Annotated in this window: 23 protein-coding genes; 17 read left to right on the forward strand and 6 right to left on the reverse strand. The window is 35.7% G+C overall.

All coding sequences use genetic code 11. From position 1 onward, the window contains the following. Positions 1 to 62: 62 nt before the first annotated feature. Positions 63 to 1,739, reverse strand: a complete 1,677-nt coding sequence (ilvD, locus tag ACJJVN_RS10390) for a dihydroxy-acid dehydratase (protein ID WP_405378040.1) — start codon at positions 1,737 to 1,739, stop codon at positions 63 to 65. 541 nt (positions 1,740 to 2,280) lie between these two features. On the opposite strand from ilvD, the gene metK reads away from it, so the two are divergent. Next, positions 2,281 to 3,537: a methionine adenosyltransferase gene (gene metK, locus ACJJVN_RS10395; RefSeq protein ID WP_405370594.1), complete on the forward strand. Its 1,257-nt coding sequence runs from the start codon at positions 2,281 to 2,283 to the stop codon at positions 3,535 to 3,537. 214 nt (positions 3,538 to 3,751) lie between these two features. On the opposite strand, the gene ACJJVN_RS10400 is transcribed toward metK, so the two are convergent. Both ACJJVN_RS10400 and ACJJVN_RS10405 read right to left on the reverse strand, forming a co-directional pair. Further along, on the reverse strand, positions 3,752 to 6,280 hold the full coding sequence (locus tag ACJJVN_RS10400) for a DUF5686 family protein (protein ID WP_405370590.1): 2,529 nt from the start codon (positions 6,278 to 6,280) through the stop codon (positions 3,752 to 3,754). Between the two features lie 137 nt (positions 6,281 to 6,417). Then, the gene (locus ACJJVN_RS10405) at positions 6,418 to 7,398 is read right to left on the reverse strand and encodes a pyruvate dehydrogenase complex E1 component subunit beta (RefSeq protein WP_104513844.1); all 981 of its coding nucleotides are present in this window, start codon (positions 7,396 to 7,398) and stop codon (positions 6,418 to 6,420) included. 293 nt (positions 7,399 to 7,691) lie between these two features. Between ACJJVN_RS10405 and ACJJVN_RS10410 the strand changes: the two genes are divergently transcribed. The 11 genes from ACJJVN_RS10410 to ACJJVN_RS10460 all read left to right on the forward strand — a co-directional run bounded on the left by ACJJVN_RS10410 (position 7,692) and on the right by ACJJVN_RS10460 (position 17,092). Further along, on the forward strand, positions 7,692 to 8,438 hold the full coding sequence (locus ACJJVN_RS10410; protein ID WP_104513845.1) for an electron transfer flavoprotein subunit beta/FixA family protein: 747 nt from the start codon (positions 7,692 to 7,694) through the stop codon (positions 8,436 to 8,438). 137 nt (positions 8,439 to 8,575) lie between these two features. Beyond that, positions 8,576 to 9,544, forward strand: coding sequence for an electron transfer flavoprotein subunit alpha/FixB family protein (locus ACJJVN_RS10415; RefSeq protein WP_405378041.1), 969 nt, complete (start codon positions 8,576 to 8,578; stop codon positions 9,542 to 9,544). Positions 9,545 to 9,648: 104 nt separating this feature from the next. Next, entirely contained in the window at positions 9,649 to 10,260 is a 612-nt protein-coding gene (locus tag ACJJVN_RS10420) for a bifunctional nuclease family protein (RefSeq protein ID WP_104513847.1), read from the forward strand. A 13-nt stretch (positions 10,261 to 10,273) separates the two neighbouring features. Further along, a complete protein-coding gene (locus ACJJVN_RS10425) occupies positions 10,274 to 12,001 on the forward strand; it encodes a NupC/NupG family nucleoside CNT transporter (RefSeq protein ID WP_405378042.1) in 1,728 nt (575 codons plus the stop codon). Positions 12,002 to 12,082: 81 nt separating this feature from the next. After that, a complete protein-coding gene (locus ACJJVN_RS10430; protein ID WP_405378043.1) occupies positions 12,083 to 12,484 on the forward strand; it encodes a thymidylate synthase in 402 nt (133 codons plus the stop codon). Between the two features lie 108 nt (positions 12,485 to 12,592). Then, positions 12,593 to 13,417 carry a thymidylate synthase gene (locus tag ACJJVN_RS10435; protein ID WP_405378044.1) on the forward strand — a complete coding sequence of 275 codons (825 nt, stop codon included), beginning with the start codon at positions 12,593 to 12,595 and terminating at the stop codon, positions 13,415 to 13,417. A gap of 9 nt (positions 13,418 to 13,426) precedes the next feature. Next, complete coding sequence (locus ACJJVN_RS10440) at positions 13,427 to 14,086, forward strand: hypothetical protein (protein WP_405378045.1); 660 nt, start codon at positions 13,427 to 13,429, stop codon at positions 14,084 to 14,086. Positions 14,087 to 14,263: 177 nt separating this feature from the next. After that, complete coding sequence (locus ACJJVN_RS10445) at positions 14,264 to 14,557, forward strand: hypothetical protein (RefSeq protein ID WP_104513852.1); 294 nt, start codon at positions 14,264 to 14,266, stop codon at positions 14,555 to 14,557. A 126-nt stretch (positions 14,558 to 14,683) separates the two neighbouring features. After that, positions 14,684 to 15,850 (forward strand): ergothioneine biosynthesis protein EgtB, encoded by a 1,167-nt coding sequence (gene egtB / locus ACJJVN_RS10450; RefSeq protein WP_405371257.1) that lies wholly within the window; start codon positions 14,684 to 14,686, stop codon positions 15,848 to 15,850. Then, positions 15,847 to 16,809 (forward strand): L-histidine N(alpha)-methyltransferase, encoded by a 963-nt coding sequence (locus ACJJVN_RS10455; protein WP_405378046.1) that lies wholly within the window; start codon positions 15,847 to 15,849, stop codon positions 16,807 to 16,809. Before egtB ends, ACJJVN_RS10455 begins: the two co-directional genes overlap by 4 nt. Position 16,810: 1 nt before the next feature. Next, positions 16,811 to 17,092, forward strand: coding sequence for a DUF427 domain-containing protein (locus ACJJVN_RS10460; protein ID WP_104513855.1), 282 nt, complete (start codon positions 16,811 to 16,813; stop codon positions 17,090 to 17,092). 83 nt (positions 17,093 to 17,175) lie between these two features. Here ACJJVN_RS10460 and ACJJVN_RS10465 read toward each other — a convergent pair whose 3' ends face one another. Next, on the reverse strand, positions 17,176 to 17,688 hold the full coding sequence (locus tag ACJJVN_RS10465) for a hypothetical protein (RefSeq protein ID WP_104513856.1): 513 nt from the start codon (positions 17,686 to 17,688) through the stop codon (positions 17,176 to 17,178). Between the two features lie 302 nt (positions 17,689 to 17,990). Here ACJJVN_RS10465 and rplM point away from each other — a divergent pair, with 302 nt between their 5' ends. The 5 genes from rplM (at position 17,991) to ACJJVN_RS10490 (ending at position 21,876) form a co-directional block, all read left to right on the forward strand. Continuing rightward, positions 17,991 to 18,446, forward strand: a complete 456-nt coding sequence (rplM, locus tag ACJJVN_RS10470; protein ID WP_104513857.1) for a 50S ribosomal protein L13 — start codon at positions 17,991 to 17,993, stop codon at positions 18,444 to 18,446. A 1-nt stretch (position 18,447) separates the two neighbouring features. Next, positions 18,448 to 18,834 carry a 30S ribosomal protein S9 gene (gene rpsI / locus ACJJVN_RS10475; RefSeq protein WP_104513858.1) on the forward strand — a complete coding sequence of 129 codons (387 nt, stop codon included), beginning with the start codon at positions 18,448 to 18,450 and terminating at the stop codon, positions 18,832 to 18,834. 184 nt (positions 18,835 to 19,018) lie between these two features. After that, a complete protein-coding gene (gene rpsB, locus ACJJVN_RS10480) occupies positions 19,019 to 19,819 on the forward strand; it encodes a 30S ribosomal protein S2 (RefSeq protein ID WP_104513859.1) in 801 nt (266 codons plus the stop codon). 38 nt (positions 19,820 to 19,857) lie between these two features. Continuing rightward, positions 19,858 to 20,823, forward strand: a complete 966-nt coding sequence (tsf, locus tag ACJJVN_RS10485) for a translation elongation factor Ts (RefSeq protein ID WP_405370578.1) — start codon at positions 19,858 to 19,860, stop codon at positions 20,821 to 20,823. Between the two features lie 147 nt (positions 20,824 to 20,970). Continuing rightward, complete coding sequence (locus tag ACJJVN_RS10490; protein ID WP_405378047.1) at positions 20,971 to 21,876, forward strand: hypothetical protein; 906 nt, start codon at positions 20,971 to 20,973, stop codon at positions 21,874 to 21,876. Positions 21,877 to 21,879: 3 nt separating this feature from the next. Here ACJJVN_RS10490 and ACJJVN_RS10495 read toward each other — a convergent pair whose 3' ends face one another. Both ACJJVN_RS10495 and ruvC read right to left on the reverse strand, forming a co-directional pair. Continuing rightward, entirely contained in the window at positions 21,880 to 22,392 is a 513-nt protein-coding gene (locus ACJJVN_RS10495) for a rhodanese-like domain-containing protein (RefSeq protein WP_405378048.1), read from the reverse strand. A 3-nt stretch (positions 22,393 to 22,395) separates the two neighbouring features. After that, positions 22,396 to 22,950, reverse strand: coding sequence for a crossover junction endodeoxyribonuclease RuvC (gene ruvC, locus ACJJVN_RS10500; protein WP_405370572.1), 555 nt, complete (start codon positions 22,948 to 22,950; stop codon positions 22,396 to 22,398).

A 22,950-nucleotide genomic window follows, 5' to 3' on the forward strand; every position in this document is an offset into this window, starting at 1 on the left:
CGATTTTGATTATTGTAATTTTTTATTCTATTTGTTAAGTAGGTATTTACAGGGATAAGCTATTAAAACTCGTCTGTAACACAACCTTTTGAAGCATTAGAAACCGTTCTTGCATATTTATAAAGAACACCTCTTTTAAACTTCAACTCTGGTGCCTGCCATTGTTCTTTACGTTTAATTAATTCTTTATCTGAGATTTCTAATTGTATTGTATTAGCTTCTGCATCGATAGTAATGACATCACCATCTTTAACTAGAGCAATCACACCACCTTCTTGAGCTTCTGGTGTTATATGTCCTACAACAAAGCCATGCGTACCGCCAGAAAAACGACCATCTGTAATAAGCGCCACATCTTTACCTAGTCCTGCACCCATAATAGCCGCTGTAGGTTTCAACATTTCTGGCATTCCTGGTCCTCCTTTAGGTCCTTCATATCTTATGACTACTACATCACCTCTTTCTACCAGTCCATCACGTATGCCATCATTTGCTTCATACTCACCATTAAAAACCTTAGCTTTTCCTGAGAACTGCAACCCTTCTTTACCTGTGATTTTTGCAACACTACCTTCACTAGCAAGATTACCATAAAGCATTCTCAAGTGTCCAGAAATCTTAATAGGGTTCTCTACAGTTCTAATCACATCTTGTTCTTCAGAAAGATCTTTTACGCTTGCTAGATTCTCAGCTACTGTTTTACCAGTTACCGTAAGACAGTCTCCATGAATTAACCCTTTAGAAAGTAAGTACTTCATAACTGCAGGAATGCCACCTATGCGATGAATATCTTCCATAAGATACTTACCACTAGGTTTTAAATCTGCTAGAAAAGGTGTGTTATCACTTATATCTTGAAAATCTTTAAGTGTAAAATCTATTTGTGCTGCTCTTGCTATCGCTAGAAAGTGTAAAACCGCATTTGTAGAACCGCCAAGAATTGTGACTAATCGTACTGCGTTCTCTAACGATTTACGTGTTATAATATCAGACGGTTTGATGTCTTTTTCTAGTAATTCTAACATTACTTGTCCTGCTCTGACAGATTCTTCTTTCTTATCATCACTTAATGCAGGGTTAGAAGAATTAAACGGTAAAGACATTCCTAATGCTTCTATCGCACTTGCCATGGTATTTGCGGTATACATACCACCGCAAGCACCAGCACCAGGACACGCTTTTTCTACTATATTCTGATATTCTTCTTCTTCCATAGTACCTGCAACTTTACTACCCCAAGCTTCAAAAGCAGAAACTACATCTAACTTCTTACCCTTATGGCAGCCAGAATCTATCGTACCTCCATAAACTAGTATAGAAGGACGGTCCAGTCTTATCATTGCCATTAATGCACCTGGCATGTTTTTATCACAACCTACAACTGTTACTAGTGCGTCATAACTCATCGCTTGCACCACAGTCTCCATAGAGTCTGCTATAATATCTCGTGACGGTAGAGAATATCGCATACCAGGTGTTCCCATAGAAATACCATCACTTACTCCTATCGTATTAAAGATTAATCCAACTAGGTTAGCATCTAAAGTTCCTTCTTTAACCAATTTTGCAAGATCATTAAGATGCATGTTACATGGGTTACCTTCATAACCAGTACTCGCAATACCTACAAATGGTTTGAGCAGATCCTCCTTAGAAAGACCTATAGCATGCAACATAGCTTGTGCAGCTGGTTGTGTAGGATCCTGGGTTACTGTTTTACTATATTTAGTGAGCGACATATTTAATTTTTAAATCTTAAGGGCAAGCGTTAACTTACTTCCTTATAATTCTTCTATTATTTTAGATGATAGAATATCGATTCAAAATTAAAGTTTGCAATTAGGTCCCTCACTAGACAATTCATATTGCCATTGTTATCCAAACAGCATTAATTACACTTAACCATCTGTATATCAAAAATTAAACAATGATCGAAATATGATATCCAATGTTATTTATCTCTATTTTAAATTTATCATATATGAACGTATACATTATTTACCCTACTTAATCTGTAGGGAATTAAAAATATCTATAAAGTCTTATTATAGTACATGTTAATAATCTTATAAGTGATGTGCCAATAAATAATTACATTCATTAAATTTGCAATTCAATTAAGGGGAAAGATTTGGCTGCTTGCGACCTCGTTTTCAAAAAAGAAAACATAAACGCTAAAACAGTGTACTGCGCAAAACAATACAGCCACTTTTATTTTCTTATATTATTAATCACGCGAGATTTGTATTTATTACGCTTTCGCGAAAGCGCACATATAAAATGCCCTACTTATTTACATCAGAGTCCGTTAGTGAAGGACATCCAGACAAAGTTGCTGACCAGATCAGTGATGCTTTATTAGATAATTTTCTTGCTTTTGATCCAGAATCAAAGGTTGCTTGTGAAACGCTTGTAACTACTGGACAGGTGGTTCTTGCCGGAGAGGTAAAATCAAACACTTACATCGATGCAGCTCAAATTGCACGTAATGTGATCAATAAAATAGGTTATACGGAAGGTGCTTACCAGTTTTCTGGTGATTCTTGTGGTGTAATATCTTTAATCCATGAGCAGTCGCAAGACATTAACCAAGGTGTAGATCGTGCTACTAAAGAAGAGCAAGGTGCTGGAGACCAAGGTATGATGTTCGGTTATGCAACTAACGAGACAGAGAATTACATGCCTCTTGCCCTAGACATATCACATAAATTACTAGTGGAGCTTGCTGCATTGCGTCGTGAGAATAAGGAAATTACTTATTTAAGACCAGATGCAAAGTCACAAGTAACTATAGAGTATAGTGATGATAACGTGCCACAACGTATCGATGCTATCGTAATCTCTACACAACACGATCCATTTAATGAAGATGATGCTGCAATGCTAGCTCAGATCAAAAAAGATCTTGTTGAAATATTGATTCCTCGTGTTACTGCATTATTACCTGCTTATGCTCAGGATTTATTTAATGATGACATTACCTATCACATTAACCCTACTGGTAAATTTGTTATAGGTGGACCACATGGTGATACTGGATTAACTGGTAGAAAGATTATAGTAGATACTTATGGTGGTAAAGGTGCTCACGGTGGTGGTGCTTTTTCTGGTAAAGACCCTTCTAAGGTGGATAGAAGTGCTGCATATGCTGCACGTCACGTTGCAAAGAATCTAGTAGCTGCAGGTCTTGCTAGCGAGGTTCTTGTACAGGTTTCCTATGCCATAGGTGTGGTAGAACCTACTTCTATTAATGTAGAAACTTATGGTACCTCTACATTAAACTTAACTGACGGTGAGATTTCTAAAAAGGTTGCAGAGATATTTGACATGCGTCCTGCTGCAATAGAATCTAGATTAAAATTAAGAAACCCTATCTATTCTGAAACGGCTGCTTATGGTCACATGGGTAGAACACCACGTATTGAAAAACTTGTTTTTGAATCTCCATACAATGGAAAAGTAGAAAGAGAAGTAGAGTTATTTACTTGGGAAAAATTAGACTTTGTAGAAGAAGTTAAGAAAGCTTTTGAATTGTAAATATTAGAAAGTTTATATATTTTAAAAACCTCCGATTCAACTAGTTGAATCGGAGGTTTTTTTTGTTATTTATTGCAGTATGATTGCTCTGCAGCTTTAAAAGAAGAAAAACCATTTACGATTAAGTAAATGGGTCTAAAATAAAATTATAAGATACAAAATTAAGAATCTGACCGATGCAGCTCTTCAGCAGCATGGCTTAATCATAAATTTTCTAAAAGAAGAAACCAAAACTACCAGTAACAGCTACCTGTCTAGCGTCTGGTAAGTAATTATAACCACCTCTAAAACTTACATCTATACGCAGTACTTTAAAGATGTTACCTACACCAGCACTATATTCCCAGTAAATATCTTCTGGAGCTAGATAATTAAGACCGCTTGCATTTAAGGCTACGTTTTCATCACTAATTCTACCATAAGCAGCTTTTATACCTACTAACTCACGTAGATTCAAATCTCTCAAACCAGGAATGCGAGAAAAAATACGACCGTTAAAATTATGATCAAGATTCACCATCAAATACTCATCACTTACAAATTCATAAAAATCCATCGTATTAAATGATCCTGACACATTGAAATAAGTCTGGTTACCAGGTATCACATCTAGTAATGCTAGTGGCACTTCTCCAAAGGTTTTACCAGCTTCTATACGCGCCGTTAATCTACCAAAAGCACCTATCTGGATAGGATGACTATAATAAAATTGAAACTTATCATAATCAAAATCGCTACTAAAGAGATCTTTAAAACCTTTAGAATAATTTAGGAATAATATAGGATAAGCTCCTTCATTTATAACCGTACGATCTACACCATAATTAGTCGTTTTACGTCCTGGTTTATAAGTCATAGAAAAGTCCACTTCAGCCTGGTTAGTTTCTGACTGTATGCCGCCTGGAGAGTCTGCATCAAAATAATCCAGACTAAAGAATCCAGGATTAGCCGTCGTTATCTTTCTATAACTAGTACCTAATCTAAATTCTAAGTTATATAACGGCTCAAAACTAATGGCAGCAAGACCTAGTTTAATATTAGATAACCTACCATTATTACCTGCACTTACTATCGCACTAGAAGCAAGACTACGCCCCAAAACATCATTAGTTTTAGTAAGACTGGCAGCTAGTTGCTCTACATCTTTTCTATAACCACCACTTAGTATCAAACGGCTTTGTTTATCTAACAACCATTTACCACCTATACCGAATTTAAATTTTTTATCATCAAAACCATAAGCTCCATAACCTTCTATTCTCCATGGGTCATTAGCGCCAAAGTATGTCCTACCACCAGCACGCAATCTCAAACCTTCTACATCGTTAAATCCAAATGTGGAAAATATAGGTCCAAAATCAAAACCATCAAATTCATAATAACCAGACGCTAGTACAGTACCTATATTATAAAGACGTTTAAACTTCTTGTTCTTTTTAAGTGTATCCAGCATGGTGTACACTTGTTTCTCATCTTTATTAAGTTTTTCTAATCGATTTTCATCCCAATAAGCCTCATCGCGATTATAAATTTCTGGATCATAATCATTAACTCTACGTCTATAAAAATCTGGCTCTTTTGCTATATCAAACTTATAGTCATTGAATAAGGTGGTACGTTTTCCATAAATACCTTTGGACTTCTCTTTTTTGTTAAGCGCAAAATCACTTAAGAAATAATCACGTGTAATTAAGAACAGACTATCATTAAGTACGTCATATTCCTGTTCTATATAGATTTCTTTTACCCAGTTTATGTTAGCGCTTTTAGTCGCTTGCATATTGATCTCCTTGATCGCATACGACTCTGTAGCTACCCAAAAATCACCTTTAAAAGTAAGCTCACCTTTACGACGCGGATAGTAAACTATATTATACGCCTCTACCCCATCCACTATAGCCGTATCTCTCAACACATAGTTATAGGTGTCAATACCACTTTTACCCACTGGACTCGTAAAACTTTTATCAAAGAATTTTAAATAACGGTCATAGACATCTATGTCATTATATAAATCTTTTACAAATGCTATTAAAGTCTGGTTGTTTGAGAAACCAGAGTTCTTGTTTGCCTTAACATCATCTAGTTCTTTATTGATCTCGTTATCTCCATAAACAGTAGAAAGCGATTCATTAATAAAAATAGGTAAATAGGTTTTACCTGTTATTCTACTCGTGTCTGCATAGTCAAATACGAACTCCATACCACGGAAAAGCTTTGAGTTGATCAAAGAACTATCTATGGTATTCATGTCAAATTCTAACTTCTCATATTTATCGTACTGGTATTGCTTAAATTGGGAAAGACCATTTTTACGTCTATTTTCCCATACTTTACGTAGTATATCGATAGCAGGGTTATTCTTTTTAGACGTTTTACCAGCATATACTACCACCGCATCTAACTCTGCCGTATCAGTTTCAAGTGTAACCTTCATATTTAGATTCACTCTATTATCTAATTTTATGGTTTGCGTTTTATACCCTACAAAAGAAAACTCAACTTTATCATACGTATTCTCTGATTGTAAATAAAATCGACCATTATCGTTAGTGATTGTTCCTTCACTAGAACCAGGAAATACAACGTTTGCAAAAGGCACCGTATCACCAAAATCATCATAAATCACACCACCAACTTTAGTCTGTGCAACACTTGTTAAGGTGAAAAGTAATATACCTATATACAGGACTGATTCTGTTATCGCTTTCGCGAAAGCGTAACTTTTATAAAGAGTTTTCATAAGCAAAGGGCAAAAGTCAAAAGTAGGGCTACTGACGTAAACGATAGTAACTTAAGACAAAAAAAATTATATCTAGCTATAAATCAAAAAAACCCACCTCTAACGAGATGGGCTTTGATCAAAAATGTTGTCAGAAATTACTTTCTATACATTACTTTTTTAACACCTTCTACCACATCAGTATAATCTGGTAACCACTCTGCAAGTAAACCTGGAGAATATGGCGCTGGTGTATCTTGTGTATTTATTTTATAAACAGGAGCGTCTAGGTAATCAAAAGCTTCAGCCTGTATCATGTGAGAAATCTCTGTAGAGACGTTACCAAATGGCCACGCTTCTTCAAGAATCACTAAACGATTTGTTTTCTTTACCGATTTTAAAATCGCTTCTTTATCATAAGGACGCACAGTTCTTAAGTCGATAATCTCACAAGAGATACCTTCTTTCTCTAACTCGTCTGCAGCTTTATAAGCTTCTTTGATAATTTTACCAAAAGAAACGATGGTCACATCATTACCTTCTCTTTTTAACTCTGCAACACCTATAGGTAAAACATACTCACCTTCTGGCACCTCACCTTTATCACCATACATTTGCTCAGACTCCATAAAAATTACTGGATCGTCATCACGTATCGCTGCCTTGAGAAGACCTTTTGCATCATAAGGGTTAGATGGTACGATTACTTTAAGACCTGGTGTGTTTGCAAACCAGTTTTCAAAAGCTTGTGAGTGAGTAGCTGCTAGCTGTCCTGCACTTGCAGTAGGACCTCTAAAAACGATAGGACACTTAAACTGTCCACCAGACATCTGGCGTATTTTTGCCGCATTGTTAATTATCTGATCGATACCAACAAGAGAAAAGTTAAACGTCATATACTCCACGATAGGTCTATTACCAGTCATGGTAGAACCTATGGCTATACCAGCAAAACCTAACTCGGCAATAGGTGTATCAATCACACGCTTTGCACCAAACTCGTCCAGCATACCTTTAGAAGCCTTATAAGCTCCATTATATTCTGCAACTTCTTCACCCATAAGGTAAATAGACTCGTCGCGTCTCATTTCTTCACTCATCGCTTCGCAAATTGCCTCGCGGAATTGTATTGTCTTCATATATTAGGATATGATGTTATTCAGTTTTTCAAGAAAACAAAAATAACTTACATGAACTTAGTATGCTAGATTTTTAGGCTAAAAAATATCTCTTTTACATACTATTATCATACAAAACATTCCGAAACCGTCTAAACATCAAGACAGACAAGAGTTACACCCTAGAATGAAAAATATTGAAAATCAATACTTGAGGAAATATTAAACAAAAATTTATTATGCATGCATAGTTTATTACTTGTTTTTTTCCTAACTTCGCAAACGATTGAAAAAGACTTTAAAGACTATAAAATATGAAGATATTAGTATGTATCAGCCACGTGCCAGATACCACTTCCAAAATCAATTTTACAGATAACGATACTCAATTTGACACTAACGGTGTACAATTTGTCATCAACCCAAATGATGAATTTGGTCTTACACGAGCTATGTGGTTTAAAGAAAAACAAGGCGCTAGTGTAGATGTAGTTACTGTAGGTGGTGCAGAAGTTGAACCGACTTTAAGAAAAGCTCTAGCAATAGGCGCAGACACAGCAATAAGAGTAGACACGCCAGCAACTGACGGTTACCAGGTGTCAAAACAACTAACTGCAGTTATAAAAGACGGTGGTTATGATCTAGTTATCGCAGGTCGTGAATCTATCGATTATAATGGTGGTATGGTACCAGGTATGGTAGCCGCTATGACTGGAGCTAGTTTTGTAAATACATGTATATCTCTAGAAATAGAAGGAACTAACGCAACTGCTGTACGTGAAATCGATGGTGGTAAAGAAACTGTTACCGCTAGCCTACCCCTAGTAATAGGTGGACAAAAGGGTCTCGTAGAGGAAAGTGACCTAAGAATTCCTAACATGCGTGGAATTATGATGGCTCGTAAAAAACCTCTTAATGTTGTACCAGCAACAGACGCTAGTACAGAGACTAATAGCGTTTCTTTTGAAAAGCCAGAGCCTAAAGGCCAGGTAACTCTTGTAGACGCTGGAGATCTTGATAAATTAATCGACTTACTTCACAACGAGGCAAAAGCGATTTAATCTTTAAAGGTTAAAAGTTCAAGGTTCTAAATCTTGTAGGTTAAAATTATTAAGAGTTTCGCTTTCGCGAAAGCGAGACCCACAACAAATCAAGTAATCGTCCTTATAACTAGGATGTTTATATAAAAATAAAATATATGTCAGTACTCGTATATACAGAATCAGAAAACGGTGGTTTTAAAAAGACTGCTTATGAAGTAGCTAGTTATGCAAAAGGTGTTGCAGATATGATGGGAACAACTGTTACCGCTATATCTTTTAATGCAAATGACGCTGGAGAACTAGGTACATATGGTGTAAATAAATTACACAACGTAGCAAATTCAAAACTAGAAAAATTTAATGCTGCTGCCTATGCTAGCGCTATTGCACAAGCTGCCAAAGCTGAAGGAGCAACAATAGTCGTTATCAGTTCTAGTGCAGACTCTAAGTATTTAGGCTCTCTAGTAAGCGTACAACTAGAAGCAGGTTATGTATCTAACGTTACAGCGCTACCTTCTTCTACAGAGCCATTTACAGTTAAGAGAACTGTGTTTACTAACAAAGCTTTTTCTAACACTGCTATTACTACTAATGTAAAACTAGTAGGACTTTCTAAAAATGCTTACGGTCTTAAAGAGAACGCAACCGATTGTGCCGTACAAGAATTTGCACCTACTTTAAACGATGCAGATTTTAATGTAACTGTACAATCTGTGGATAAAGCTACCGACAAAGTAACTATCGCAGATGCTGAAATAGTAGTAAGCGCAGGTCGTGGATTAAAAGGTCCAGAAAACTGGGGTATGGTAGAAGAACTAGCAGACGTTCTAGGCGCTGCAACAGCATGTTCTAAACCGGTAAGTGATCTTGGATGGAGACCACACAGTGAACACGTAGGGCAAACTGGTAAGCCAGTTGCATCTAACTTATATATCGCTATCGGTATATCTGGAGCGATACAACACCTTGCAGGAATTAACTCTTCAAAGGTTAAAGTTGTTATTAATACAGACCCAGAAGCACCTTTCTTTAAGGCTGCAGACTATGGTGTTGTAGGTGATGCTTTTGAGGTAGTACCTGCTCTAATCGAGAAATTAAAGGCTTTTAAAGCTGCAAATGCTTAAGATTCTTAATAATTAGTTAAGAATTTATTAGATTTAAGGCTGTGCAATAGGAGAAAAACCTCATTTTTGCACAGCTTTTTTTTTATTTCTAGCAATTAAACATAATGAGTCTAAAACGACTTAACATACGAGGCATCTCTTACAGCCAAACACAAAATGGCGCATACGCCCTTGTGCTTAAAGAAGTAGACGGATCAAGACAACTACCTATTGTAATAGGAGCTTTTGAAGCTCAAAGTATAGCTATTGCACTAGAGAAAGAATTGAGTCCGCCGCGACCTCTCACCCATGATTTGTTTAAAACATTTGCCCAACGATTTTCTATTGTGGTGAAACAAGTAATCATTCACAAACTAGTAGATGGTGTTTTTTACAGCAGTCTTATTTGTGAAAGAGATAAAATTGAAGAAATTATAGATGCTCGCACTAGCGATGCCATAGCACTAGCTGTAAGATTTAAAGCCCCTGTTTTTACTTATGAAAACATTCTTGAAGAAGCAGGTATACAACAGCACATTAAACCAGACAAAGAACTGGAAATGGAAGAGCTAGACGGAGAAGAAATGATAGAAGAATTAATCAACGCTGCAGCGCAAGAAGTGGATGACTACAGCAAATTCTCCATATCAGAACTTAACAAAATGCTCGACGAAGCAGTTTCTAACGAAGACTACGAACTGGCAGCGCAAATTAGAGACGAAATATCTAAACGATAATCATTACCATTCTATGAAATCCTTTATAGCCAGATTTTTTACTGCTTTAGCATTACTTTGCTTTTCATTTATAGGAAATGCACAAGAGAACACACCAATAGAAGGAACTTGGATATTTGATACTGCAACAATAGTTGATAACACACAAGGAAACGCTCAAGATCTAGACAGTATCTCCTTTTCACAACAAAATTACAAATTTTACACAGGAGTAGACAGCCTTAATTCTACCGGTAGATTTATAATCCAAAATGATTTTATCGCCCTATACCCTAACTCAAATAATACACAATTAAAGCAGTTTGATTTAAAAAAGGTAAATAACGATAGCTTATCAATTAAAAATAAAGATATTACTTATCATTTCTTAATTAAAAAAGAAGAAACAACTGTCGCAACAACCTCTAATAATGTTCAAATATCAAATGACCTTGGCTTTAGCTTTGAAAGTTTCTATCGTGGTTTAATAGGTATGTTTTTTATCCTTGGATTTTGTTATCTATTAAGTAATAACAGGAAGAAAATAGACTGGAGACTAGTAATAGTAGGTGTAACATTACAAGTGGTGTTTGCTATATCTGTACTTAAATTTGAAAGTGTCGCATACATCTTTGATGGAATATCTACAGGAGTAGTAAAATTCCTAGCTGTTAGTGAGGCTGGTGCTGAGTTTGTATTCGGTAACTTCATTGACGCTAGTGGTAACTGGGGCTATGTATTTGCATTTAAGGTTCTTCCTACGATTGTATTTTTCTCTGCATTTACATCTTTACTTTATTATCTAGGCATACTTCAAAAAGTCGTTTATGTACTCGCATGGGTTATGAGCAAAACAATGAGATTAAGTGGTGCTGAATCTCTTGCAGCAGCAGCAAATATTTTTATAGGGCAGACTGAAGCGCCATTAGTAGTAAAGCCTTACTTAGAAAAAATGACCAAATCAGAAATGCTTTGTCTTATGGTAGGTGGTATGGCCACCATAGCCGGTGGTGTACTAGCGGCATTTATCGGTTTCTTAGGTGGAGAAAGTGAAGCGCAACAAATATTATTTACAAAACACCTGCTTACCGCATCTATAATGAGTGCTCCTGCAGCTATTGTAATTGCAAAAATGATTTACCCAGAAGATCAAAATAACAAGATAGACCGCTCCCTCAAAGTATCAAAGGATAAAATAGGTACAAACATACTAGATGCCATTTCTAGAGGTACGACAGATGGTTTAAAACTAGCTGTTAACGTAGGTGCTATGTTACTAGTATTTACAGCCTTAATAGCAGTAGTGAACTTTGGACTTAAAGACCTTATAGGAGAATATTCTGGACTTAATTCCATTATCGCATCTTCTAGCGATGGTAGGTACGATGGCCTTTCTATGCAATATATACTAGGTAATCTATTTGCACCTATTGCATGGATTATAGGTGTACATTCTGAAGATATAATTCTAGTAGGACAGTTGCTAGGTGAAAAAACAATTCTTAATGAATTCATAGCCTATGGATCTCTAAAAGAATTAAAAGAAGCAGGTAAAATACTCCATCCTAAATCTATCATTATCGCAACCTACGCACTTTGCGGTTTTGCAAACTTTGCCTCTATCGGTATTCAAATAGGAGGTATAGGCGTACTAGCACCTGGTCAGCGTAAAACCCTAGCGGCCTTTGGTGTAAAAGCATTAATAGGCGGTACATGTGCCGCGTTACTTACTGCAACTATAGCTGGAATGCTTTTTGGATAAATTTAATTGCTTTTTCTTTAACCTAATTTTATGTTAAAGAAATGTTGTAAATTTGTTATAAATTATAACAACTGATAAGCATTGGACTTTAAAGACTACAAAAACCTTTTCAATTATAGCTTTGGCAAAATCTATTGCTATGATAACTATGTAGTTGGTCAACTACATACAGATGTTGTCGTAAATAATGAGATAGCCACTAAGATTCTCAATGATATTAATGAATTTTACGGTAAAAATAAAATCGTTTTTATATCAAATCGTGAGTTCGGACATGCTGTAGATCCTAAGGTGTACAAATTAGTTGATTCCAAAATGATCGTAGGGATTGCCATAATAGGCACTTCTAAAGAACAAAAAATGCAAGCCGCAAGTGAACAGTCGTTATACAGTGGCTCATTTGGATACTTTAATAACGTAGAAAGCGCTGTAGAGTGGGCAAGTTCATTTGTTTCAGAAAACCCAGACTCTCTTTTAAATTAATAAATCTGTAATCTTAGTTTGTTTTATTATCATTTGAACTAAAATTTCAAGTTCTTTGTATATTGTATTCGCTTTCGCGAAAGCGGAATCATCATTTACTAGACTCTTATGAAACAATACTTAGACCTATTACAAGATATAATTGATAACGGAACTGATAAAGGTGACCGTACCGGCACTGGTACACGCAGCCTTTTTGGTCATCAAATGCGTTTTGATTTACAAAAAGGTTTCCCTCTAGTAACTACTAAAAAAGTACACCTTAAGTCTATCATACATGAACTGCTATGGCTTTTATCAGGCGATACTAACATTCAATATTTAAAAGATAATAATGTCAGAATATGGAATGAATGGGCCGACGAAAATGGAGATCTAGGACCTGTTTATGGTCACCAATGGCGCAACTGGGATAGTCAGGGAATAGACCAAATCAAAGAGGTTATTGACACACTTAAGACTAATCCTAACAGCCGCAGGATGATGGTAACCGCATGGAATCCAAGTGTAATGCCAGATACTAGCAAGAGTTTTTCTGAAAACGTTGCTAATGGAAAAGCAGCCTTACCACCATGTCACGCCTTTTTTCAATTCTATGTGTCTAACAATAAATTAAGTTGCCAATTATATCAGCGCAGTGCAGACGTATTTCTGGGCGTACCTTTTAACATAGCGAGCTATGCACTATTAACTATGATGGTTGCACAAGTATGCGATCTAGAGTATGGAGATTTCATACACAGTTTTGGAGATGTTCACATATACAATAACTTAAGAGAACAGGTAGATTTACAATTAACTAGAGAACCTAGAGAATTACCCCAAATGAAATTAAATCCAGATGTGAAAAACATATTTGACTTTAAATATGAAGATTTTACACTAGAGAACTACGACCCACATCCTGCAATCAAGGGAATAGTAGCGGTTTAAATTACACTTATGAGATTAATTATTGCATTTTTATTCATAATCTCTTGCGGTGTTTCCACTGCCATTGAAGATCCATATGCAAACTATCACGCTATAGACACCACGCAGTATAAACCTACTGATGCATTATACCTATACGACCTTACCATAAAAGAATCTCATAACACTGGCAAAGTAATTTTAGAATGGAAAAACCAAAAGAACATTACCTATCACATGATAGAGATGCGCGATCCAGATACTCATAAAATTATTTATAGACAGAAACACTATACTAACATAGCAGAGTTTCCTGAAAACGGATTATTCACTATATACCCATTATACTATAAACAAAAAGGAGAACCCATTTCAATAAACCTGGCAGATGCCAAAGCTAGAAACTACGCTCCTGTAAGTCCTAAAAGTTACTATCGCGCAGTTGAGAAAGAAGAACAGGCAAAACAACGCGATAAAAAACGAATAGAACAAGAATATCGTTATGAACAGTTACGTCTACAGGCAGCAGATGAACGCGCAAACCGCATCACTCCTAAAGTAGTTATTCTAGTTATCATAGTACTATTTCTAGCCGTGTTAATAGTATTGATCATATGGCTGGTAGGCTATCTTACTAAAGACAAAACCCCTCAAATTAATTACCGCAAGAATAACCAAGGCTGGAATTAAAGTATTTGCGACTGCCCTTATTAACACGATGTCTTTTTATAAAATGTATGTCATAAACTCAAATGATATCTAAAATTGATCTTTACGTTTTCTTTTTGTGATATCTTATTTTTTAATTAGCGATAAGCGATAGGACCACACACCTATACTATTATCTCACTATAAAAAAAATAGACTATGCATAAATATCCATCTCAAGTTTACCGCACACAAAAAGAACTTCTTTACTTAGTAAAATTTGACACTGCAGATGTCTTAGAAGATAAAAATGAACAGAAATTAAGATTTCATGAGCTTTATCGCGGCATGCAATTAGGCAACTTGTACAAAAACAAGGTATTCATCACGTTCAAAGACTCTTTAAACAATCTTTTAATGATCAACACAACCATATGGGGACTTACCCAAAAATCAATTATTCTTAAAAAAGGAGTCACTATACCCATCAACAGTATACTTAAGGTAGAATAGAAAACCTGCTAGTTGTTTAACTTTTGTTAACGCTTTCGCGAAAGCGAACAATAAAAAAACACAACAATTTCATAAAAGTCTATGAGAACAATAGACTTAAAGAAAAAACACCATAAATTTGAGAAGATGATTCCTAAAAACAAAATTCTTTCTCTTTTTAAAGAAACGAGATCAGATTCTGAACACATATGTGAACCGTTACAAACGGAAGATTATGTTGTGCAACCTATTGTTGATGTATCGCCACCTAAATGGCACCTAGGTCATACTACCTGGTTTTTTGAAGAATTTTTATTAGATCCTTACTTACCTAATTACAAAAGGTATCACGATAGCTATGCCTATGTGTTTAACAGCTATTATGAGAGTATAGGAAAAAGAGTCGTACGTACGGATCGCGGTAATCTTTCTAGACCTAGTGTCAGAGAAATTTATGAGTACAGACATCATGTGACGTCTAACATGATAGAGCTAATTGAAAATCATTTTAATGAAGAGTTTGCTCCTATTCTCGAGATAGGTATACATCATGAAAAACAGCATCAAGAACTACTACTTACAGATATTAAATATATACTAGGTAACAATCCATTACAACCTAAATATAAAGATTTCTCAAATGAGCAATTAATTGAGACTGAGAAGAAAGAATTTATCAAAATCGAATCAGGTATTTACAACATAGGACACGACTCTGAGGAGTTTTGCTATGACAATGAATTACCTAGACACCGAGTGTTTTTAGAGCCGTTTTCAATTTGCACTACTTTGGTAACAAATAGAGAATGGATAGAATTTATTAATAGCGGCGGCTATTCTGAAGTTATGCTTTGGCATACTGAAGGATGGGATTGGGTAAAGAAAAACTCAATTACAGCACCTATGTACTGGCATAACAATAATGGACAATGGAATAATTATTTATTAGAAGGTAACACTACTATAAATCCAGACGCAGCTGTAACTCACATTTCTTATTACGAAGCATTTGCCTTTGCTCAATGGAAAGGCATGAGACTACCGACAGAATTTGAATGGGAAGCTGCACAATCACACTTTAATCATGGTAATAGATGGGAATGGACAGAAAGTGCCTACCTACCCTACCCTAATTATAAAAAACCAGATGGCGCTCTAGGAGAGTACAATGGTAAATTTATGGTCAACCAAAAGGTATTGCGAGGTAGCTCTATCGCTACACCAGCAAACCATGCTAGACCTACTTATAGAAACTTTTTTCACGCGCCACTTAGATGGCAATTTACAAGCTTGCGTCTTGCAAAATCATTATGACAAAAAAAGAATCATTCCAACTGGAATTTGAACAACACGTAACAGAAGGACTAAAAACTTTCCCTAAGTTTTTGAGTTCAAAATATATTTATGACGATCGAGGAGATGAGCTGTTTCAGCAAATCATGGCCTTACCAGAATATTATTTAACTAATGCAGAGTACAATATAGTTGATCAGTATAAAGCAGACTTAAGAATGCTTTTTGAAAACAACAAAGGATTTGACCTCATAGAATTAGGTGCTGGAGACGGTAAAAAAACCAAAGTACTCCTTAAAGAGCTGCATGAAAACGGCACTAACTTCACTTACATACCGATAGACATAAGCCAACATGCTATAGACGATCTAGCAAGTAGTATTAAAGGCACATGGCCTAATATGGACGTGCAAGGAGAACAAGGAACTTACTTCAACGTTCTTAAAGAGTTAGCAAAATACAATCAGAGACCTAAAGCCATTATAGTTTTAGGATCCAACATAGGTAACCTATCTCATGACGAGGCAATCAATTTCTTAAAACAAATTCAGGAAATAATGTCTCCAGAAGATGTTTTATTTATGGGGTTTGATCAGAAAAAAGATCCGCTAACCATTCAAAATGCCTATGCTGATACTACTGGCGTTACACAAGAATTTAATCGCAATTTATTACACCGATTAAATAAAGAAATGCAAGCAGATTTTAACGTAGACCAATTCGAACATTGGGAAGCGTATGACCCAGAAACAGGAACAGCTAAGAGCTATCTTTTAGCCACCGAAGCATGTGACGTTCATATTAAAAAATTAGATCTAAAAGTAAGTTTCAATAAATGGGAAACCATTCATACTGAAATTTCTCAAAAATATGACGACCAAATAGTAGAATGGTTAGCAAATCAATCTGGACTTAAAATAACTCAGATATTTGAAGACAATAAAAAACTGTTCAAAAACTACTTATTTAAAAAAAACTAATATGAAAGCCATTTGGAACAATCAAATCATTGCAGAAAGTAATGAAACAAAAGTAATTGAGAACAACCATTACTTTCCTGCAAACAGTATAAAGAAAGAATTCTTTAAACCTAGTAATACACAATCTAATTGCCCATGGAAAGGTATAGCAAGTTATCACACCTTAGAAGTAAATGGCAGTGAGAACAAAGATGCCGCATGGTATTATCCTGAAGCAAAACATGCAGCAAAAGAAATAGAAGGTTACGTAGCTTTCTGGAAAGGCGTGACAGTACAAGAATAGTTCACACTATATACCAACATTTAAAAAGCCACAATTTCATATAAACTTGAAATTGTGGCTTTTAAAATATACTGTTATCACTATTAATTCTTTGTATAAACCGCCACTAAACTAGTAACACCAGCAGCAGGTGTAGAATTACGACCACTGATATAACGATCCATTTCAGCACCAGTAACTGTAAATTCAAAAGTAGTAGGCGTAAAAATCACTTGTTTACTGTCTGTAATAGTACCACCATTTACATTTGCTATTACAGTAAGGACACTATTTGTATCTAACGAGTAATTACCAGACTGTAAACTTAGTGGACAACTCAAATTATTATTACTATCAAAAGACGGCTCAGCAACAGTACTTGTAAAGTCACCATTTATTAAGAATGACACATCCATAGAAGAAAAACAAGACGCCTCTAGTAACAGCTCTACATTACTGACACCATCTCCATTAAAATCTACAGGGATATTAGAAATAAGGGAAGTAAGAATGTAATCACCAGCGACAGTAGAGTTTAAAGAAGACCTAGCAGCGTCATCACTTTCACAACCACTTAACGATAAGATAAGTATACATAAAAAGAAAACATTTTTCATAATATCAAAATTTATCTAAATATAAAGCAAAGTTACCTAATAACTATGAATCAAGTAGTTATTAGATACAATCACAAATCAAGCATAAATCAACATCTTTGTTAAAAAGTAAAAAATTAAAAAAGAATCGAATTAAAAACGACGCATAACTAAAACAAAGTCATATTATTGCAAAAAATATTCTTAGTTTAGAATTTTATAATAAAATTAAAAAAAGGCGCTTGGTAATCGGAATTAAAAGATTACATTTGCAGCCCGATTTTAGTTAGTAAAATCATACACAGAATTAAAACTATTTCAAGGTGAATACTTTAAGTTACAAAACGGTTTCAGCAAACAGCGCAACAGTAAACAAAGAATGGGTACTGATAGACGCTGCTGAACAGCCACTAGGTCGTATGTCTTCAATAGCTGCAAAGTTTTTGAGAGGAAAATACAAGACTAATTTTACTCCACACGTAGACTGTGGTGATAACGTAATCATAATAAACGCCGACAAGGTATCGCTAAGCGGTAACAAGTGGAGCGAGAAAACATATATCAGACACACTGGCTACCCAGGTGGACAGCGTAGTCTTACTGCAACTGAGCTTTTTGAAAAAGATCCAGCACGTGTTGTAGAGCACGCAGTAAAAGGTATGTTACCTAAAAACAAATTAGGAAGCGCTATTTATCGCAACCTAAAAGTGTATTCTGGTTCTGAGCATGGACATGAAGCACAACAACCTAAAACCATTAATCTTAACGAGGTAAAGTAATATGGAAACATTACACAAAATTGGTAGAAGAAAAACTGCCGTTGCTCGTGTTTACCTTTCAGAAGGTAAAGGTGACGTAACAATTAACAGAAAAGAACTTTCTGACTATTTCACAACAGGAATGTTACAATACAAAGTAAAACAACCTTTTACTTTAACTGAAACAACTGACACATACGATGTAAAAGCTACTGTAACAGGTGGTGGTATCACTGGACAAGCTGAGGCAATTCGTCTTGCAATTTCAAGAGCTCTTGTAGAGATAGATGAAGAAAATCGTCTAGCATTGAAACCAGAAGGTCTTATGACACGTGATCCTAGAATGGTTGAACGTAAGAAATTCGGTCAAAAGAAAGCGAGAAAGAAATTCCAATTCTCAAAGCGTTAATACATTATTATTACTCCCGTTTAATTTCACAATTAAACGGGATTTGTTCTTTTTTTATTTATATTAATTTGCTGTCACGCCTGGTTGCCGCCAGAGCTCAGTTTAGCATCTAAATAATGAAGGCGATTAAGCATTGCTTATGACCACTTTTTTATTGCTATCGACAGAACGTAAACTATTTATTATGGCAAATACTTCAGATGTCAAGTCATTACTTGACGCAGGTGTCCACTTCGGTCACCTTACTCGTAAATGGGACCCTAACATGGCTCCATACATTTATATGGAACGTAACGGGATCCATATTATCAATCTTTATAAAACTACTGCAAAGTTAAACGAAGCTACAGAAGCGCTACGTAAGATAGCTGCATCTGGTCGTAAGGTTCTTTTTGTTGCTACTAAGAAGCAAGCAAAAGATATCGTTGCACAATATGCTGGTGAAGCTAACATGCCGTACATCACTGAAAGATGGCCTGGTGGAATGCTTACAAACTTTGTAACTATCCGTAAAGCTGTTAAGAAAATGGCTCTTGTAGACCGTATGAAGAAAGATGGTCGTTATGAAACTCTTTCTAAAAAAGAACGTCTTCAAGTAGACCGTATGCGTGCAAAGCTAGAAAAGAACTTAGGTTCTATTACTGACATGACTCGTATGCCAGCTGCACTTTTTGTTGTAGATACTGTACGTGAGCACATCGCAGTTAAAGAAGCTTTAAAATTAGGTATTCCTATTTTTGCAATGGTTGATACTAACGCAAACCCACGTGATATCGATTACGTAATTCCTTCTAACGATGATGCTTCAAAATCTATTGACATTATCATTAAAGAAGTTACTGGTGCTATCAAAGCTGGTCTTGAAGATCGCAAGTCTGAAAAGAACGCTGAAGATAAAGCTAAAGAAGCTGCAAAAGCAGAAAAGAAAGCTCCAAAAGCTGAAGAAGCTAAAGTTGCTGCTCCTGCAAAAGACGAAGAAGAATAAACTTATAACGCTAGTTAACTAGTATAAAACTTATCAAAATGGCTAAAATATCTGCTGCTGAAGTAGGAAAACTAAGAAAAACAACCGGAGCTGGAATGATGGACTGTAAAAAGGCCCTTGTTGAAGCTGAAGGTGATTTTGATCAAGCAATTGAGATCCTTAGAAAAAAAGGTCAAAAAGTAGCTGCAAAGCGTGCTGACCGTGATTCTTCTGAAGGAGTTGTTGTTGCAAATATTAATGAAGGTAACACTAGAGGTATTCTTTTATCTCTTAACTGTGAGACTGACTTTGTTGCAAAAAACGACACTTACGTAGAGTTAGCAAATAAGATTGCTGCTGTAGCTCATAACTGTAACTCAAAAGAAGAAGTTCTTGCTTCTAAATTTGATGACAGCATGACTGTAGAAGAAAAACTTATTGAGCAAACTGGTGTTATCGGTGAGAAAATTGAAATAGGTGGTTTTGAAGCTTTTGAAGCTCCATTTGTAGGTGGTTATGTACATGGTAATAAAATCGGTGCTTTAACTGGTCTTTCTACTGGTAGTGATCACGCAGCAGAGGTTGCAAAATCTGTTTCTATGCAAGTAGCTTCTATGGGTGCTACTACTTTATCTTACAAAGATTTTGACGCAGAATATGTACAAGCAGAAACTGCTTCTCGTATCGCTGCTATCGAAAAAGATAATATCGAGCGTGGACGTTTAGGTAAAAACCTTTTAAACATTCCATTATTTATCTCTAGATCTCAGTTAACCGACGAAGCTCTTGCAACTGCAAAAGCTACTTATGAAGCTGAACTTAAAGCTGAAGGAAAGCCAGAAGCTATATGGGATAGAATCATACCTGGAAAATTAGAGCGTTTTGTTGCTGACAACACTTCTCTTGATAAAGAGCAAGCGTTATTAGACCAAGACTTCATCATGGACGATAAGCAAACTGTTGCTAAGTTTGTAGAGTCTAAAGGTGCTGATGTTGTAGGTTTCAAAAGAGTATCTATCGCTTAATTAAGCTTTATTACTATAATAATTAATCCGATTTGGTTTTAAACTGAATCGGATTTTTTTTGTTTTAAATTCCGCTTTCGCGAAAGCGAAACAGTTAAAATACTTTTATTAATCGTTGCTTCAATTAACTTTTACGAACTTTATAGAATGAAACAACTGGTCCTGATTATTTTAATAGCACTATCAATACACTCTTGCAAAACAGTACAACAAGAGTCAAACCCACACGATAAGCCTCAAAGAATAACCACCAACCATGTAACAGACTTAGCGCAAATAATCACAGAAACATCTGGTCTAGAATATTATCAAAATCAGATCATTACTCATAACGATAGCGGTGACACGCCCACATTATACTTTTTAGACACTCTAGGAAACCTTCTCTATCATAAAACATACAAGCACATGACAGCTATCGATTGGGAAGATGTAACAAAGGATGACGAGTACCTCTACATAGCAGATTTAGGAAATAACTATGGCGACCGCAAAGACTTAACGATATTTAAAATTGCATTAACTGATTTACAAAATGAAAACGCTACAGTAACTCGGTTAAACATCAATTACCCTGATCAAAAATCATTTGAGAGAGGCGAGCAAAATCACCCTTATGACGCTGAATCAATAGTCGCGGTAGAAGAAAATCTTTATGTGTTCTCCAAAGACTGGAAGGATCAAACGACAATTATCTATAAAATAGATAAAAATAAACAACGTCAAACTGCTCAAAACATTACATCCTACAATATTAAAGGTCTAGTTACTGGAGCTACTTATAATGGATCTAATACCGTAACCGTATGCGGCTATAATAGCAACTTAATTCCATTTGTGTACAGAATAAATTATCAAAACGGCAAATTTGAGTTCGCAAAAAAAGAAGAGCTTTTAATAGAAGGTGGCGCACAGATAGAAGGAATTATATCAATCCACAGTGATAGTAATAAAGAAACGTACTACCTATCTTCTGAAGCAACTAACATAAAACTAGGAGAAGACGAAGCGCTTACTACTAGTCAACTATACAAAGTAAAGTGGCTGAAATAATGATCAAAAAACCTTAACTCCTGATTTTAAAAATCTACCCCACACTTTGCTATATACATGTACATTATCTGTAGGAGTATTATTTAAATCTAGAACTTCATAACCGGCGTCTTTCCACGAGAATATACTGCCGTAAAGATTATTAACATCTGTATAACCATCTTTAAGCATCTTCTCTCCAAAGCCTTCAGAGCGTATTCCCACGCTACAATAAACTACTATTTTCACATCTTTGGCTAACTCTGGCATCCTTTTACTGGAGTACTTCTCACCTACCCATATGGCTCCTGGCAGGTGACTGACCTCATACTCTTTCTTTTTACGAGTATCTAAAATTACATACTGATCATAATCTGTTTTCAGATTTTGCACACTTAAATATGGGACAGTCATTTTATTATAAGTCTCTAATAATTCAGGAATATCTTTTTGCACAACTTCCTTTTCTTGCCCAGTAGCAATAGTAGAATAGGTAACGAAAAAGGTGAATATCACTAAACTTAAAACACGTCTCATAACTTATTTTTTAATTCTCTTTTCATTTTGTTTTACAAACGATGCCCAACCGCTGTAGTTCTTACCTACTTCGATACGGCCACTGTTATAAAAATGACATACAGCAGCAGCAAGTCCGTCGGTCATATCGAGATTTTTAGGCAATTCTTTAATCCCTAAAAGACTCTGCAACATCTTTGCCACTTGTTCTTTACTAGCGCTTCCTTTTCCAGTAATCGCTTGTTTAATTTTAAGTGGCGCATACTCAAAAACTGGTATATCTCTAGATAATCCTGCTGCCATCGCCACACCTTGAGCGCGACCTAACTTGAGCATAGACTGTACATTTTTACCAAAAAACGGTGCCTCTAGAGCCATTTCATCTGGATTATAAGTGTCTATTAACTCAATAGTACGCTCAAATATACGACGCAACTTCACGTACGGATCTTTTATTTTCCTCATATCCAGTTCATTCATCTGGATAAAACTCATGGAATTGCCTTTTACCTTTATGATACCAAAACCCATGATTGCAGTACCAGGATCTACACCTAGAATAATTTTTTCTGTTGCCAA

It is taken from the genome of Nonlabens sp. Asnod3-A02, from assembly GCF_045063755.1.
In the GTDB taxonomy this organism is placed as follows: domain Bacteria; phylum Bacteroidota; class Bacteroidia; order Flavobacteriales; family Flavobacteriaceae; genus Nonlabens; species Nonlabens xylanidelens.